The following is a 15,886-nucleotide window of genomic DNA, read 5'->3' as shown; positions in this document are numbered from 1 at the left end:
GATCGCGAGCGCGGGCGGAGCCCGGGTGAAGCGGGTCACGAACATAGAAGGAGCCTGACTTGTACGACATGCCAAAGGAAATCGACGTCCAGGCCGATGGCCCACTGCGGATCATCACGCTGAACCGGCCAGATTCACTCAACTCGGTCAACGACGACCTACACCATGGATTGGCCAAGCTCTGGCAACGGCTGAGCGATGACCTCAGCGCGCGCGTCGCAGTGATAACCGGTGCAGGACGGGCTTTTTCAGCCGGCGGCGACTTCGTCTACCTCAATGAGCTCGCCGGTGATGCGCAGCTACGCGCCAAGACCATCATCGACGGACGCGAGATCGTGCTCGGCATGGCCCGTTGTCGCATCCCGGTGCTGGCCGCGGTGAACGGCCCGGCCGTCGGATTGGGTTGCAGTCTGGTCGCTTTGAGCGACATCGTCTACATCGCCGAGAACGCCTACCTGGCCGACCCGCACGTCCAAGTCGGGCTGGTCGCCGCCGACGGTGGACCGCTGACCTGGCCCCTGCACATCAGCCTGCTGCTGGCCAAGGAGTACGCGCTGACCGGCGCCCGGATCCCCGCCGCCAAGGCGGTCGAGCTGGGGCTGGCCAACCACGTGGTGGAAGACCCGGTCGCCGAGGCGATCAAGGCGGCGAAGAAGATCCTCGAATTGCCGCAGCAGGCCGTCGAGAGCACCAAACGCGTCCTCAACCTGCATCTCGAACGCGCGGTGCTCGACACCATCGACTACGCGCTGTCGGCAGAAAGCCAGTCCATGCAGACCGAGGACTTCCGGGCGATCGTCGCCAAGCTCTCGGCCGGCAAAAACTAACCTCACTCACACCTGCCCCTGCGGGATGGGCACACCCGAGTTGCCCGCCTTCGAGCGAATTCAGATTCAAATTCGCTCAGAGGCGGGCAGATCAGTGTCCGCCGCGGCTGGAGACGCGTGTGGCAGGTGTGACCACCACACTGTCACTCCTATTTCGGCGGGAAGCGCAGCGCGCCGTCCAGCCGAATGACTTCGCCGTTCAGGTAGTCGTTTTCGACGATGCTCTGCACAAAGGCGCCGTACTCCGGCGAGCGGCCCATCCGCTTCGGGAACGGAACCTGCGGGCCCCAGTACGCCTCGAGTTGGTCGCCCGCCTTGCCGTAGGCCGGCGTCAGGAACGTGCCGGGCGCAATGGTGACCACCCGAATGCCCAGCGGAGACAGGTCCCGCGCCGCGACCAGCGTCATCCCGACCACACCGCCCTTGGCCGCCGCATACGGCAACTGGCCGATCTGACCCTCGTAGGCGGCGATCGACGCGGTATTGATGATGACGCCGCGGGCGCCCTCGTCGAGCGGCTCTTGGCGGGCAATGGCCGCAGCGGCCAGGCGCAAGACGTTGAACACTCCGGTCAGGTAGACGTCGATGGTCGTCTTGAAACCGTCCAGGTCCAGCGGCGACCCGTCCTTGCCGATCAGCCGTCCGCCGCTGGCGGGTCCGCCGTGGGCGTCCACCGAGATACGCAGCGGGGCAAGCGATTCCGCCTCCGCCAACGCGGCGTTGACGTCCTCGGTCTTGGTTGCATCGGTGCGGACGTAGCGGGCGTCCAGCTCCTTGGCCAGAGCCGCGCCCTTCTCGTCCGCCAGATCGGCGATCACCACCTTGGCGCCGGCGGCGTGCAGCCGGCGGACCGTAGCCTCGCCCAAGCCGCCCGCGCCCCCGACGACAACGGCCGAACTCCCGCTGATCTGCATCGGTGTTTCCCTTCTTGCAATCGATACTCTCGGTCAATGAGAATAATATTCTCATACGGCCGCAGTAGCCTGGGGTCCCCGTCAGCTGGAGTGGAGACAAGCCGTGAACAACGACGTTCTGGTCATCATCGGAGTGGGTGGCATGGGGTTGGCGGTGGCACGCCGCAGTGGCGCGGGCCGGACCATCGTGTTGGCCGACATCGACGCCGAAGGACTCGAGACCGGCGCCGCAGCTCTGACCGAAGACGGCCACCATGTCTTGACCCAGCAGGTCGACGTGACCTCGCGCGGCTCGGTGGCGGCGGTCGCCGACGCGGCCACGGCGGCCGGCCGGGTGACCGCGGTCGTCCACACGGCAGGGCTCTCCCCGCAACAGGCATCCGCGGACGCCGTACTGGCCGTCGACCTACTCGGCGTCGCCCTGAGCGTCGAGGAGTTCGGCCGGGTGATCGAACCCGGCGGCGCCGGCGTCGTCATCGCCAGCATGGCCGGCCACATGCTGCCGCCGCTCGATCCGGACCTCGAGAAGCAGTTCGCGACCCTGCCGGCCGAGGAGCTGCTCGGCCTCGAAGCCTGTGCCGCGGTCACCAGCAGCCAGATGGCTTACCCATTGGCCAAGCGGGCCAACCAGATTCGAGTGGCCGCCGCTGCGGGAATCTGGGGCGAGCGTGGCGCCCGGATCAACTCGATCAGCCCCGGCGTGATCTCGACGGCGATGGGTCGGCTGGAACTCGAGAGCGAATCGGGCGCGCTGATGCGGGCGATGGTCGAGAATTCCGGCGTCCGGCGATACGGCACCCCGGAAGACATCGCCGCGGCCGCCGAGTTCCTGCTCGGACCGTCGGCGTCGTTCATCACCGGCACCGATCTACTGGTCGATGGCGGGGTGGTGGGCGCGATTCGCACCGGCACAATCGATTTGGCGAAAGCGCTCGCCGAACGCTAGCAGCTGGTGTTGCATGAATCCATGACGCGCACCGCCGACGAATTGGTCACCGAATTCTGCTCGCTCTGGTCCTCACCGGATCCGGAACAGTTGGCCGGCTTCTTCACCGAGGACGCCGTGTATCACAACATTCCGATGGAGCCCGTCCACGGACGTGAGGCGATCGCGCAGTTCATCGCGGGCTTCCTCACCGCATTCGACGGTATCGACTTCAACGTGCACCGTCAGGTCAGCGACGGCACAGTCGTGATGAACGAGCGCACTGATGTCATGCGGCGCAAGGGCGGAGGCGAGATCCCGCTGCCGGTCATGGGCGTCTTCGAAGTGCACGACGACCGGATCGTCGCATGGCGCGATTACTTCGACGCGGCGACCATCACCCAGGCCTTCAGCTAGTCAAGCGACGTGCCGGTCGCGGCGGTGTGCCCGGCACGGTAGCCGAAAACCATTGCCGGGCCGATGGTTCCGCCTGCACCGCCATACGCGCGGCCGGTCACCCCGCCCATCGCGTTGCCGGCCGCGAACAGGCCGGGAATCGGCTCGCCGCTGACGTGCAGCACGCGGCCGTCGCGGTCGGTGCGCGGCCCGCCCTTGGTACCCATCGCCCCGACTGAGATCGGGACCGCGTAGAACGGCGCAGTGTCGACCGGGCCGAGTGTCTTGCCGGCCGGCGTCGTCGCATGCTCGTCACCCCAGTAGCCGTCGTAAGCGCTTGAGCCACGGCCGAAATCGGGATCAACACCGTCGCCGGCATTGTGGTTCCACGCCTCGATCGTGCGATTGAGCCCGTCGAGGGCGATACCGGTCTTGGCGGACAACTCGCTCAGATCCGACGATTCGCAGAACCAGTCCGGCACGGGGCCGTCGGCGTCGATGCCGAGGAATCCGTAGCGCTTGAGGTGCTGTGAATCGAACACCATCCAGGCCGGGTCGTTGACGTAGCCCTCGCGCGGGTCGAGGTAGTGGAAGGCGCCGGCCATCGAGTTGTAATCGCAGGCCTCGTTGACGAAGCGCTTGCCCAGCCTGTTGACGATGATGCTGCGCGGTCGGGTGCGTTCTAACCGGACACTGCGGCTGCGCTGATGCCCGTCGATGGTGTCGCCCGGAATCTGCACGATCGGGACCCACCACGCCTCGCCCATGTTGGCCAGGTCGGCGCCGTGGGCCATCACCATTCGCAGGCCGTCGCCGGTGTTGTTCGGGGGCGAGACGGCGCCGTGCATCGGTCCGCGCAGAAAAGCGTTGACCAGACCGGGATCCCACTCGAATCCACCGGTCCCGAGGATCACGCCGCGGCGGGCGTGCACGTCCAGGTGTGTGCCGTCGGCGTTCACCCGCACGCCGACGATACGGCCGTCGTCGGCGATCAGTTCCTCGGCGCGGGCATTGGTCTGTGGTGTGACGCCGGCGTCCAGCAGGCCCTTGAGCAACCCTGCGATCAGCGCGGTGCCGGCCACGCACAGGTCGGCGTTCGGGTCGGCGCCGGCGTACAACCGGGCGCGTGTTTCGGCGTCGAATCCGACGTTGGACCAGTCCTGTGGGAAGGCGGTGATCCGGTCGCTCCAGTCGCCGAGCTGGTTCAGGTCGAACGGCGCGGCGCTGTGCGATCGGCCGCCGCCGGGCTGGCCCCCGGGCAGTTCGGGCTTGTAATCGGGGAACCCCGAGGCGATTTCGAAGCGCAGGCTGCTGTGCGCCTCGATGAAGTCGAGCATGGCCGGGCCGGTCCGCACGAACGTCTCGACCAGAGCGTCGTCCATCGAACCCAGCGACTGGGCATGCAGGTAGCTCAGCGCGTCCTCGACCGAGAGTTCGCCGTCGGGGGAGCGGTTGTGCGCGGGGATCCAAACGACGCCCCCCGAAACCGCAGTGGTACCACCGACTGTCGCGGCTTTCTCGTACACCGCGACCGAGGCGCCACTGGCGGCCGCGGTCAGCGCAGCGGCGAGTGCGGCCCCGCCGCTGCCCAGCACGACGACGTCGCCCTCATGGTCCCAAGACGGCATCAGTTCTGAATTCCTTTCGGTCAGTTGAGGATCGTCGACAATTCCTTGGCTGCCTGGACAACCGCGTCCTTGCCCTGCATCACCACGTCCTCGCGGTGCGAGATCAGGTTGATGCACGCCGGCGGCGATGGCGCGTCACGATGCACCGGCACCGCCAAACCGTAAGTGTTGGGCTCGATTTCGCCGTGGGTGATCACCCATCCCTGCGCGCGGGCGCTGACCACCAGGTCGCGCTCGTCCGGCCTTGGCGGCAGGCTGGCCAGCAGCGCGATGCCCGCGGCACCCCGGTCGAGCGGGTAGCGGCTGCCCTCATGGAACGCCAACTGATACGGCACCTGGGTGGGCACGATCACCGCGATGGCCACCTGCTGATCCCCCTCAGCGACCAGCAGCGAGACCGTCGTCCCCAGGTCGTCGGCCAGGCCGCGCAGGATCGGCACGCTGAGCTGACGGACGTTGCGGTCGAACGACGAACCGAGCAACGCCAGGCCCGCGGCCGGCCGGTAGCGACCGTCCTCGCCCTTGGCGACGAATCGGAACTGGGCCAACGTGGCCAGCAGGCGGTACGCGATGGTCCGGTGCACGCCGACGGCGTCGGCCACCTGCTGCACGGTCAGACCCGCGGGAGCGTCGGCCACGTGCTGCAACGCGTTGAGTCCCCGCGCCAATGTCTGCGACCCGGGCGCGGTGGTGGTGGGGACCTCGCCCATGTCAGCGCCCCGCAATCTTGCTTGACAGACACCCCGTCGAGAGTGATGCTCTATACATAGTGCACATTAGTGTGCGATTTTAGCACACATGATTCACCCGGTACGAGAACAGAATTTCCGCCAGGACGGCAAGAGAGGAACCGGTGGCCGAGCACGAAAGCGTGTGGAGTGACCTACAGGGGGTCCCGTTTGCGCAGGGCTACCTCGATGCCGGCGGCGTGCGGACCCGCTTCCTGCATGCCGGCGACAAGACTCAGCCGACGCTGATCCTGTTGCACGGTTCCGGCGGTCATGCCGAGGCGTACGTCCGCAATATCGAGGCGCATGCCGAGCACTTCTCCACCTGGTCGATCGACATGCTGGGCCACGGCTACACCGATAAACCCGGTCACCCGTTGGAGATTCAGCACTACGTCGACCACCTCCTCGCCTTCATGGACGCGATCGGTGTCGAGCGCGCACACCTGTCCGGCGAATCGCTGGGCGGCTGGGTGGTGTCGCGCGCGGCCGCCGACCATCCCGACAAGGTCGACCGCCTCGTGCTCAACACCGCCGGTGGCTCGCAGGCCGACCCGGAGGTGATGAAGCGGATCATCACGCTGTCGATGGCCGCCGCCGAGAACCCCACCTGGGACACCGTGCAGGCACGCATCAAGTGGCTGATGGCCGACAAGTCCAAGGACTACGACGACCTGGTGGCCAGCCGCCAGCGGGTGTATCGCCAACCCGGATTCGTCAACGCCATGCGCGACATCATGGCCCTGCAGGACCCCGACATCCGGGCCCGTAACCTGCTGGGCGCCAACGACTATGGCGCAATCAAGGCACCCACGCTGGTGCTGTGGACCAGTGACGACCCGACCGCCGACGTCACCGAGGGCCGCCGCATCGCGTCGATGATTCCGGGCGCGCGCTTCGAGGTGATGTCCGGCTGCGGGCACTGGCCGCAGTACGAGGACACCAAGACATTCGACCGCCTGCACATCGATTTCCTGCTGGGCCGCTGATGACCGACAGCAACCAGGAAGTCGACGTCGACGTTGTTGTCGTCGGCGCCGGTCCGGTCGGCCTGACCCTGGCCAATATCCTTGGGCTGCAGGGTGTCAGCACGTTGGTGGTCGAAGAGCGAGACACACTGATCGACTACCCGCGCGGGGTTGGTCTGGACGACGAGTCACTGCGCACTTTCCAGGCGATCGGTGTCGTCGAGCAGGTCCTGCCGCACACCGTGCCCAACCAGATCCTGCGGTTCGTCGACGCCAAGCGGCGAATCCTGGCCGAAATGGCACCGCCCGACGCGCGATTCGGCTGGCCCAAGCGCAACGGCTTTGTCCAGCCGCTCGTCGACGCCGAATTGCTGCGCGGGCTCGAGCGTTTCGAGCACGTCGAGGTGCAATGGGGCCGGGGTATGGCGTCCTACACCGAGGCGACCGACGCGGTGACGGTCGAATTCGACGGCGCCGGCGGCCGCACGAACGTGCGGGCGAGCTACGTCGTCGGCTGCGACGGCGGCCGCAGCGCCACCCGACGCCTGATGGGTGTTTCGTTCGACGGCACCACCTCGCCGACCCGCTGGCTGGTCGTCGACATCGCCAACGACCCGCTCGGGCATCCCAACAGCGAGGTCGGCGCCGACCCGGCCCGCCCCTACGCGTCTATCTCGATCGCACACGGAATTCGCCGCTTCGAGTTCATGATTCACGCGGACGAAACCGACGAGCAGGCCGAGGACCCCGCGTTTCTCACCCGGATGCTGGCGTCGATGGTGCCGCACCCCGACCGGGTTGACGTGATCCGGCACCGCCTCTACACCCACCACAGCCGGATCGCCGGAGCGTTCCGCAAGGGCCGTGTCCTGCTGGCCGGCGATGCTGCGCACCTCATGCCGGTGTGGCAGGGCCAGGGCTACAACAGCGGTATCCGCGATTCGACGAACCTGGGCTGGAAACTCGCCGCGGTGGTGAACGGGTACGCGGGGGACGCGTTGCTCGACACCTACGACGTCGAGCGCCGCAAGCACGCCCGCGCCATGATCGACCTGTCGACCATGGTGGGCCGGGTCATCTCGCCGACCAATCGCCGGGTCGCCGCCGCCCGCGATCTGCTGGTCCGGTCGGCGTCAATTGTGCCCTCGCTCAAGCGATACGTGCTCGAAATGCGGTTCAAGCCGATGCCACGCTATGAGCAGGGCGCGGTGGTGCACCCCGAGCCGCGCCGGCCGGACTCCCCGGTCGGAACGTTGTTCGTCCAGCCCCGGGTCGACACCCGCGAACAGCAGAATGTCCTGCTCGACGATGTCCTCGGCAACGGGTTCGCGGTCATGTGCTGGAACAACAGCCCGCGGGAGATCCTCGGCGCCAAGGCGTTTACGGATTGGCAGGCGCTCGGGGCGAAGCTCGTAGCGGCGCGGCCGCTGACCCAGCTGCACTGGGACGGCGACGACGATCCCGACGTGGTCGTGGTCGGCGACCGGACCGGTCAGCTCAAATCCTGGTTCGACGCCCACTCCGAATCGGTGTTGTTCCTGCGTCCCGATCGCTGCATCGCGGGCGCGTGCATCGCGCAACTCGCTCCCGAAACGAGTACCTCCCTGTTCGATGTCCTCACCCTGACACCGGGGGGCGGTGATCCTCAACGTGCCTCTCGCCCTGTGCTGTATGTCCCACAGCCCACTGCTCAATCTGCCCGGGCCGTCCCAGGACCTGCTTGACGACATTGATCACGCACTCACGCGGGCAAAGGATTTCGTCATCGACTTCGATCCGGAGATCGTCGTCATCTTCGCGCCCGATCATTACAACGGCTTCTTCTACCGGACGATGCCGCCGTTCTGCATCGGCACCGACGCCCAGGGGGTCGGTGACTACGGCACCCACAAAGGGCCACTCGACGTACCCGAAGCCACGGCGGTCGCGTGCGCGAAAGCGGTCTTGTCGGCCGGTGTCGACATCGCGATCTCGGCCAGCATGGATGTCGACCACGGCACCGTCCAGCCACTGGAGAAGCTGTTCGGCAACGCGAAGGCGAAGCCGGTGATCCCGATCTTCATCAATTCGGTCGCCACCCCGCTGGGTCCGCTGCATCGCTGCCGCACCCTCGGCGCGGCGGTCGGCAGTTACCTGGCCACGCTGAACAAGCGCGTGCTCGTCATGGGATCCGGTGGGCTGTCCCATGATCCGCCGGTGCCGACGCTGGCGACCGCCACGCCGCAGATCGTCGGCCGTATCGTCCACGGCGAGCCGATGACCACCGAACAGCGGTCCGCGCGACAGAGCGCGGTGATGGAGGCGGCCAAGAACTTCGCCGCCGGCGACAGCCCGCTGCAAAAGCTCAACCCCGACTTCGACCAGAGGTTCCTCAGCATCGTCGACAGTGGTCAACTCGACGACCTCGATAACTGGTCGAACGCGTCGATTGCCGCTCAGGGAGGCAACTCCGCGCACGAAATCCGCACCTGGGTAGCGGCTTTCGCGGCGCTGGCTGCCGCCGGCGCCTACGAGACCGGTGTGCGTTACTACCGGCCGGTGCCCGAGTTGATCGCCGGCTTCGCGATCCGGACGGCGGTGCCGGCATGACCTCCTTCGACCACGTCGTCGACGTCCTGGTGATCGGCTCCGGTGGCGGCGGCATGACCGCAGCGCTGGCCGCGAACGCTTCGGGTCTGTCGACACTGATCGTCGAGAAGTCCAGCCAATTCGGTGGTTCCACGGCGCTGTCCGGCGGCGGCATCTGGGTGCCCGGAGCGCCGTCACAGCGCCGGGCCGGGTACTCACCCGAGCCGGAAGAGGTCGTCGGCTACCTCAAGCGCATCACCGACGGTCTGGTGAGCGAGGCGCGCATCCGGCAGTACGTCGAGTCGGCACCGTCCATGATGGAGTTCCTCGAAAAGCTCAGCCCCTGGTTGGAATTCGTCTGGAAGCCGGGCTACGCCGACTATTACCCGGAACTGCCCGGCGGGTCCGAGCTCGGCAGCACCATCAACGTCCCGCCGATCGATCTGCGCACCCTCGCCGACGAGGAGCAGAATCTGCTGACCCCGTTGGCGCTGGCCCCACGCGGAATCTGGTTGGGCCCTAAAGATCTTCGCAAGTTCTACCAGGTTCGCCAGTCGTGGGCCGGCAAAGGCGTATTGCTCAAGCTGATCTGGCGGATGGTGCGGGCCCGCGTATTCGGCGACCGGATGGCGGCGATCGGTCAGTCGCTGTCCGCGCGGCTACGACTGGCCCTCAAAGACCAGGGCATCCCGCTGTGGCTGGACGCGCCGATGACGCAACTGCTCACCGACGACGATGGGGTGGTGATCGGCGCCGTCGTGGAGAAGAACGGCACGGCGCAACGCATCGGGGCCAACCGTGGTGTGATCGTGGCCAGCGGCGGCTTCGACCACGACCTGGCGTGGCGCAAAGAGCATCAGCCCACGGTGGACCAGGACTGGAGCTTCGGCAATCCCGCGGCCACCGGCGACGGCATTCGGGCCGGCCAACAGATCGGCGCCGCCGCCGACATGCTCGACGAGGCCTGGTGGTTCCCTGCCATCCAATGGCCCGACGGCCGACTGCAATTCATGCTCAACGAGCGCATGATGCCGGCACAGTTCATCGTCAACGGCGCGGGCGAGCGTTTCATCAACGAGGCCGCGCCCTACATGGACTTCGGCCACGCGATGATCGCCGGCCAGGAATCGGGCATCACCCACATTCCGTGCTGGCTCGTCACCGACCACCGGTCGTTCTTGAAATATGTTGTCGCGGGTCATCTTCCGATTCCGAAAATCCCCTTCGCCCCAGTGCCGACCGGTCGCAAGATCCCCAAGGCGTGGCTCGAATCCGGCGTGGTCAAATCGGCCACGACCTGGGACGAGCTCGCCGCCAAGATCGACGTCCCGGCCGACCAACTCAACGCCACCGCAACACGTTTCAACGAACTCGCGCTCCAGGGCCATGACGACGACTTCAACCGAGGTGACAGCGTTTACGACAATTACTACGGAGACCCGACCCTGCCCAACCCGAATCTGCACCCGCTGGGCAAGCCGCCCTACTACGCATTCCGGATGGTTCTCGGCGACCTGGGCACCTCGGGTGGCCTGCGCACCGACGAGTTCGCGCGCGTGCTGCGGTCCGACGACAGCGTCGTCCGCGGCCTGTACGCGGTGGGCAACGCCTCGGCGGCGGTCATGGGGCGCAGTTACGCCGGCGCCGGGGCGACGATCGGACCCGCCATGACCTTCGGCTACGTCGCGGCCAAACATCTTGTCAGCCAAAGCTCGACTCACTCAATTGTTCCGGGAGGCACAACGTGAAAATCTCACTGTTCTACGAGTTCGCTCTGCCGCGTCCGTGGTCGGACGACGACGAGCACGTCCTGCTCAAGGACGCCATGGACGAGGTCGAGGCCGCCGACAAGGCCGGCTTCTCCACTGTCTGGCTGACCGAGCATCACTTCCTCGAGGAGTACTGCCACTCGACCGCGCCGGAGATGTTTCTGGCCGGAGCGAGCCAGCGCACCAAGGATATTCGGCTGGGATTCGGCATCATGCACCTGCCGCCCGCGGTCAACCATCCCGCGCGGGTCGCCGAGCGGATCGCCACCCTCGACCTGATCTCCGACGGCCGGGTGGAGTTCGGCACCGGCGAATCCTCGTCGATCGGCGAGCTCGGCGGTTTCAACATCGACCCCGCCGACAAGCGCGCGCAGTGGGAAGAGGCGCTCGAGGTGTCGATCCGCTGTATGACCGAGGAGCCGTTCACCGGATTCAAGGGCGAGCACATCGAGATGCCAGCCCGTAACGTAGTTCCCAAGCCGTTGCAGAAGCCGCACCCTCCCGTATGGGTTGCCTGTACGCGTCCGGCTTCGGTACAAATGGCCGCCCAGAAGTGCCTCGGCGCACTGAGTTTCGCCTACACCGGCCCGGGTCCGCTGACCGAGCGGGTGAACGGTTATTACAAGGAACTCGAAGAGAGCGGGGTGCCATGCACGCCGGCGATCAATCCGAACATTCTCGCGATCGGCGGCGACCTGTCCATGATGGTGGCCAAGACCGACGAGCAGGCCGTGCAGCGCCTCGGCATGGGCGGCGGATTCTTCTCGTTCGGAATCATGCACTACTACATGACCGGCGTGCACACCCCCGGCCGTACCGGGGTCTGGGAGCGTTATCTCGAAGAGTGCGAAAAGGATCCGACGTTGGCCTACGGTCCGGGCCGTGGCGCGATCGGCTCGCCCTCCACCGTTCGTGAATTCCTCCGGGGGTATGAGGAGAGCGGTGTCGACGAGATCATCCTGCTGCTCAACCCGCGCAGCCACGAGGGCACCATGGAGTCCATCGAGCTGATGGGCAAAGAGGTGCTGCCGGAGTTCATCGAGCGCGACCAGAAGGCGGTGGCCGAGAAGGCCAAGCGACTCGAGCCGATCATCGAGAAGGTCGAGGCACGCCGTCCGCAGTCCACCGCACCGAAGTTCGACGAGGCCTACTCCTTCGGTGGCCTGCCCACTGGCCGCGGCGGAAACTTCACCGCGAGTGAGATTCCCGAGGCGATGGCCGAAATCAACGAGGGCCGCGTGCAGGCGGCCCAGCGGCTCAAAGACGAGTCGAAGAAGTAGTCGTTGGGGCAGATCGACGAGCTGTGGCGCTACGACGGGCGACGCGCGGTCGTCACCGGGTGCTCGTCGGGCATCGGGGCGCACGTTGTCCGGCAGCTCACCGAACTGGGCGCGCACGTCGTGGGGCTGGACAAGCAGCCGCCCCGCGATGAGATCGCCGAATTCCACCCCGTCGACCTGATCGATCCCGAGTCGATCGAGAATTCCGTGGCCTCGCTCGGCGACCGGGTCGACGTGCTGTTCAACGTCGCCGGCGTGTCCTCCGGGATCGGCGACCCGCTGCTCGTCGTGACGATCAACTTCCTCGGCCTGCGGTATGCCACCGAACTCATCACCCCGAAGATGCCCGCTGGGTCGTCCGTCGTGAGTGTTTCCTCGTTGGCGGCCAAGGCTTATCGGGACAACCAACAGGTCACGGCCGGGTTGCTGGCCACCCGCACCGTGGCTGACGGCATCGACTGGTGCAAACGCCATCCCGAAGCGTTGGCCGACGGCGGTTACCGGCTGTCCAAAGAGGCGATCATCCTCTACACGATGAGCAAGACCAGCGAACTCGGCGGCCGCGGCATCCGGATCAACTGCACCGGGCCGGGTGTCACCGAGACGCCGATTCTCGACCAGCTACGCGGCGCCTACGGCCCGAGCTTTCTCGACGACATCCCCAAGCCGCTGGGCCGGGCCTCCGACCCCGAGGAACAGGCCGCCGCGCTGGTGTTCCTGAATAGCAAAGCCGCCAGCTATATTTCGGGTCAAATACTGTGGGTCGACGGCGGCAACATCGGTGCCGCGGTGGCGCGCGAACTAGAGGAAGGGCAAGCAACGTGGCCAGCCTGACCGATTTTCGCCGGGTGTCCGGCGAGGTGTCCAACTGGGGTCGCTGGGGCGACGACGACGAACTCGGCACCCTGAACTTCATCACCCCGGAGAAGATTGCCGCAGCGGCCGGTCTGGTCAAGCACGGCAAGGTGTTTCCGCTCGGCGTCGACTTCGGGTCCTCCGGTCCGCAGGGCGCATTCAAGTTCCGGCACAACCCTATTCACACCATGACCGTCGACGGTGGCGACGCGTATTCGCTGCCGCAGTTCGGCCCCGACTGGGTGGGCAACCCGAGCGCCCAGGACATGGGCAGGTACTTCCAGGACGACCTGTTCCGCTTCAACGACGACATGATCGTCATGCCGCTGCAGTGCGCCACCCAATGGGACGCGCTGTCGCATGTCTACTACGAGGACAAGCTCTACAACGGCTTTCCCGCCGACTCGGTCACCAGCTTCGGCGCGCGGCACTGCGGCATCGACAAGGTCGACGGCAAGGGCATCACCTCGCGCGGCGTGCTCCTCGACGTCGCGAAACACCGCGGCGTGGACACCTTCATCGAGCTGGGCAATCCGATCACCGCAGAGGAGCTGGACGAAGTCGCCCGCGCGCAGGGCGTGACGATCGGCAGCGGCGATATCGTGCTCATCCGAACCGGTTGGTGGGCAAGATTTTTGGAGACCGGCAACGGCGGCGAACCGGGTTCCGGTTTGGACTGGCTGTGCGCGCCGTGGCTGCACGACCACGAGGTCGCCGCGGTTGCGGCCGACAACCTGATGGTCGAAGACCCGGTCTCCGGTGTCAAGGGCACCTTCATGCCGATGCACATGCTGTGCCTGCGCGACATGGGGTTGATGCTCGGCGAGTACTGGGACCTCAACGCATTGGCGGCCGACTGCGCGGCGGACGGGGTCTACGAGTTCCAACTCATCGCGCCGCCGCTGCGATTCACCGGCGCGGTGGGCTCCCCGGTGAATCCGATCGCGATCAAATAGTGGACACCCACAGCCGAACGACGCTCATCGACGGTCTGACCACCCACTACCTGGAGGCCGGCGACGGCGACCCGGTGATCCTGCTGCATGGCGGCGAGTTCGGGGTCAGCGCCGAAATCGGCTGGGAGAAAACGATACCCGCGCTCGCTGAGCGGTACCGCGTGCTGGCGCCGGACATGTTGGGATTCGGTGCCTCGGCCAAGGTGCTCGACTTCAACGACGGTCGCGGAATGCGGATCCGGCACATCGCGCGGTTCTGCGCCGAACTCGGCATTGGCGCAGCGCATTTCGTCGGCAACTCGATGGGCGCCATCAATCTGCTCGTCGACGCGACCTCCGAGTCACCGGTGCTGCCGTTGCGCAGCCTGGTGGCCATCTGCGGCGGTGGCGAGATCCAGCGCAACCGACACATGGAAGCGCTCTACGACTACGACGCCACGCTGCCGGCGATGCGTCGGATCGTCGACGCCCTCTTCCACGACCCGAAATATTCCGCCGATGAGGCGTACGTCCAACGGAGATACGAGTCGAGCACCGCTCCCGGTGCCTGGGAGACCTTGGCGGCGGCCCGGTTCCGTCGCCCGGGTGCGCCCCCGCCGCCCCCGCCGTCGAGCACCCGCGCCTACCAGCGGGTGGCGGTGCCCGCATTGGTGATCGAAGGGGCGTGCGACAAGCTGTTGCCGACCGGCTGGGCCAAGGACATCGCCGACCGGCTTCCGCTGGGCAGGTCGGCCGTCATCGAGGACGCCGGCCATTGCCCTCAACTGGAGCAACCGGAGGCCCTCAACGCCGTCTTGCTGGAATTTCTGGCGACCGTGCGAGGCTGAACCGGGCCCTGTGCCCCCGCTTGGAATGCGCCATTCATCTGCTATTAAGCCCCACGCCGTCTCTCGTTAACGGTAGGCTCGGCGTCCAGTTGCCGATCATGTAGAGGACGTGGCAGTGAAGGTCAGCCGATGTATCGCGGCGTTGAGCACGCTGTTGATGGGTGCATCGATCCTTTCGGCGTGCGGCGGGGGCGGGAGTAACACGTCGTCGAGCACAGGGTCCGGGCCGCCGCCGGTGCCCGTCGACTGCGGTGGCAAGAAGAAGCTCATGGCGAGCGGATCGACCGCCCAAACCAACGCGATCGAACAGTTCGTCTACGCCTACATCCGCGCCTGCCCCGGCTACACGTTGGACTACAAGGCCAACGGCTCGGGCGCGGGCGTCGACCAGTTCCTGACGAACGTGACCGATTTGGGTGGATCGGACAAGCCGCTCGATCCGGCGAAGGGCGAACCGGATAAGGCGCAGCAGCGATGTGGTTCTCCCGCTTGGGATTTGCCGGCGGTGTTCGGCCCGATCGCCGTGACCTACAACCTCGAGGGAATCTCGACGCTGAACCTCGACGGCCCGACCACCGGGAAAATCTTCAACGGGGCGATCACTACGTGGAACGACCCGGCGATCAAGGCACTCAACTCCGGAACCAACCTGCCGGCAGCGCCGATCAACGTCGTGTTCCGGGCCGATAAATCCGGCACCACCTACAACTTTCAGAAGTATCTGGATGCCGCTTCGGACGGCTCCTGGGGCAAAGGCTCCGGTGACACCTTCGCCGGCGGCGTGGGCCAGGGTGCGGCCGGAAACGAGGGCACCTCGGCCGCGCTGAAAGCGACCAACGGGTCGATCACCTACAACGAGTGGTCCTTCGCGGTCGGCCACCAGTTGGGGATGGCTCAGATCGTGACATCGGCCGGACCAGACCCGGTGACGATCACACCCGAGTCCGTGGGCAAGACGATCGCCGGGGCCAAGTTCGCCGGCCAGGGCAACGATCTGGTCGTGGACACGTCGTCGTTTTACAAGCCGTCGCAGCCCGGCGCGTATCCAATTGTTCTCGCCACGTACGAGATTGTGTGCTCGAAGTATCCGGACTCCTCGACCGGTGCGGCGGTGAAAGCGTTCATGCAAGCCACGATTGGCGCCGGCCAGAGCGGCCTCGACCAATACGGCTACATCCCGATGCCGAGCTCGTTTCAGTCGAAGCTCTCGGCCGCGGTGAACGGCATCTCGTGATGGAGCAACGA

Annotated in this window: 15 protein-coding genes; 12 read left to right on the top strand and 3 right to left on the bottom strand. The window is 66.3% G+C overall.

Annotated features, from left to right (window positions below; genetic code table 11):
* Nucleotides 1-59 precede the first annotated feature (59 nt).
* Nucleotides 60-827 (top strand): enoyl-CoA hydratase/isomerase family protein, encoded by a 768-nt coding sequence (locus tag PT015_RS14360; protein WP_285185316.1) that lies wholly within the window; start codon nt 60-62, stop codon nt 825-827.
* Between the two features lie 149 nt (nt 828-976).
* Here the strand turns inward: PT015_RS14360 and PT015_RS14355 are convergent, their stop codons facing one another.
* A complete protein-coding gene (locus PT015_RS14355) occupies nt 977-1,741 on the bottom strand; it encodes an SDR family NAD(P)-dependent oxidoreductase (RefSeq protein ID WP_285185315.1) in 765 nt (254 codons plus the stop codon).
* Between the two features lie 103 nt (nt 1,742-1,844).
* On the opposite strand from PT015_RS14355, the gene PT015_RS14350 reads away from it, so the two are divergent.
* Complete coding sequence (locus tag PT015_RS14350) at nt 1,845-2,687, top strand: SDR family oxidoreductase (RefSeq protein WP_285185313.1); 843 nt, start codon at nt 1,845-1,847, stop codon at nt 2,685-2,687.
* Between the two features lie 21 nt (nt 2,688-2,708).
* Nucleotides 2,709-3,083, top strand: a complete 375-nt coding sequence (locus PT015_RS14345; protein WP_285185311.1) for a limonene-1,2-epoxide hydrolase family protein — start codon at nt 2,709-2,711, stop codon at nt 3,081-3,083.
* Here the strand turns inward: PT015_RS14345 and PT015_RS14340 are convergent.
* Nucleotides 3,080-4,690, bottom strand: coding sequence for an FAD-dependent oxidoreductase (locus PT015_RS14340; RefSeq protein WP_285185309.1), 1,611 nt, complete (start codon nt 4,688-4,690; stop codon nt 3,080-3,082). The two genes, PT015_RS14345 and PT015_RS14340, sit on opposite strands and share 4 nt — an antisense overlap.
* 20 nt (nt 4,691-4,710) lie before the next feature.
* Entirely contained in the window at nt 4,711-5,400 is a 690-nt protein-coding gene (locus PT015_RS14335) for an IclR family transcriptional regulator (RefSeq protein WP_285185307.1), read from the bottom strand.
* Nucleotides 5,401-5,543: 143 nt separating this feature from the next.
* Here PT015_RS14335 and PT015_RS14330 point away from each other — a divergent pair, with 143 nt between their 5' ends.
* The 9 genes from PT015_RS14330 to pstS all read left to right on the top strand — a co-directional run bounded on the left by PT015_RS14330 (nt 5,544) and on the right by pstS (nt 15,875).
* The gene (locus tag PT015_RS14330) at nt 5,544-6,407 is read left to right on the top strand and encodes an alpha/beta fold hydrolase (protein ID WP_285185304.1); all 864 of its coding nucleotides are present in this window, start codon (nt 5,544-5,546) and stop codon (nt 6,405-6,407) included.
* Nucleotides 6,407-8,110, top strand: a complete 1,704-nt coding sequence (locus tag PT015_RS14325; protein ID WP_285185301.1) for a bifunctional 3-(3-hydroxy-phenyl)propionate/3-hydroxycinnamic acid hydroxylase — start codon at nt 6,407-6,409, stop codon at nt 8,108-8,110. Before PT015_RS14330 ends, PT015_RS14325 begins: the two co-directional genes overlap by 1 nt.
* Nucleotides 8,058-8,975 (top strand): 3-carboxyethylcatechol 2,3-dioxygenase, encoded by a 918-nt coding sequence (locus PT015_RS14320; RefSeq protein WP_285185299.1) that lies wholly within the window; start codon nt 8,058-8,060, stop codon nt 8,973-8,975. The genes PT015_RS14325 and PT015_RS14320 overlap by 53 nt, the downstream gene beginning before the upstream one ends.
* A complete protein-coding gene (locus PT015_RS14315) occupies nt 8,972-10,702 on the top strand; it encodes an FAD-binding protein (RefSeq protein WP_285185298.1) in 1,731 nt (576 codons plus the stop codon). The genes PT015_RS14320 and PT015_RS14315 overlap by 4 nt, the downstream gene beginning before the upstream one ends.
* On the top strand, nt 10,699-12,003 hold the full coding sequence (locus PT015_RS14310; protein WP_285185297.1) for an LLM class flavin-dependent oxidoreductase: 1,305 nt from the start codon (nt 10,699-10,701) through the stop codon (nt 12,001-12,003). The genes PT015_RS14315 and PT015_RS14310 overlap by 4 nt, the downstream gene beginning before the upstream one ends.
* A 3-nt stretch (nt 12,004-12,006) precedes the next feature.
* Nucleotides 12,007-12,837 carry a coniferyl-alcohol dehydrogenase gene (locus PT015_RS14305; RefSeq protein WP_285185296.1) on the top strand — a complete coding sequence of 277 codons (831 nt, stop codon included), beginning with the start codon at nt 12,007-12,009 and terminating at the stop codon, nt 12,835-12,837.
* Nucleotides 12,825-13,814, top strand: coding sequence for a cyclase family protein (locus PT015_RS14300; protein ID WP_285185295.1), 990 nt, complete (start codon nt 12,825-12,827; stop codon nt 13,812-13,814). The genes PT015_RS14305 and PT015_RS14300 overlap by 13 nt, the downstream gene beginning before the upstream one ends.
* Nucleotides 13,814-14,641: an alpha/beta fold hydrolase gene (locus PT015_RS14295; RefSeq protein WP_285185294.1), complete on the top strand. Its 828-nt coding sequence runs from the start codon at nt 13,814-13,816 to the stop codon at nt 14,639-14,641. Before PT015_RS14300 ends, PT015_RS14295 begins: the two co-directional genes overlap by 1 nt.
* A 157-nt stretch (nt 14,642-14,798) precedes the next feature.
* On the top strand, nt 14,799-15,875 hold the full coding sequence (pstS, locus tag PT015_RS14290; RefSeq protein ID WP_390888022.1) for a phosphate ABC transporter substrate-binding protein PstS: 1,077 nt from the start codon (nt 14,799-14,801) through the stop codon (nt 15,873-15,875).
* The last annotated feature ends 11 nt before the right edge of the window (nt 15,876-15,886 follow it).

Origin of the sequence: Candidatus Mycobacterium wuenschmannii, assembly GCF_030252325.1 — a bacterium.
Taxonomy (GTDB): Bacteria; Actinomycetota; Actinomycetes; order Mycobacteriales; family Mycobacteriaceae; genus Mycobacterium; species Mycobacterium wuenschmannii.
This window is presented reverse-complemented; position numbering and strand designations above follow the sequence as displayed.

What these genes read in the sequence shown, in the direction of transcription:
- PT015_RS14335 (WP_285185307.1), bottom strand. Translation starts at nt 5,400, where the DNA reads ATGGGCGAGGTCCCCACCACCACCGCGCCCGGGTCGCAGACATTGGCG.
- PT015_RS14345 (WP_285185311.1), top strand. Translation starts at nt 2,709, where the DNA reads ATGACGCGCACCGCCGACGAATTGGTCACCGAATTCTGCTCGCTCTGG.
- PT015_RS14340 (WP_285185309.1), bottom strand. Translation starts at nt 4,690, where the DNA reads ATGCCGTCTTGGGACCATGAGGGCGACGTCGTCGTGCTGGGCAGCGGC.
- PT015_RS14355 (WP_285185315.1), bottom strand. Translation starts at nt 1,741, where the DNA reads ATGCAGATCAGCGGGAGTTCGGCCGTTGTCGTCGGGGGCGCGGGCGGC.
- pstS (WP_390888022.1), top strand. Translation starts at nt 14,799, where the DNA reads ATGGGTGCATCGATCCTTTCGGCGTGCGGCGGGGGCGGGAGTAACACG.
- PT015_RS14325 (WP_285185301.1), top strand. Translation starts at nt 6,407, where the DNA reads ATGACCGACAGCAACCAGGAAGTCGACGTCGACGTTGTTGTCGTCGGC.
- PT015_RS14315 (WP_285185298.1), top strand. Translation starts at nt 8,972, where the DNA reads ATGACCTCCTTCGACCACGTCGTCGACGTCCTGGTGATCGGCTCCGGT.
- PT015_RS14320 (WP_285185299.1), top strand. Translation starts at nt 8,058, where the DNA reads ATGTCCCACAGCCCACTGCTCAATCTGCCCGGGCCGTCCCAGGACCTG.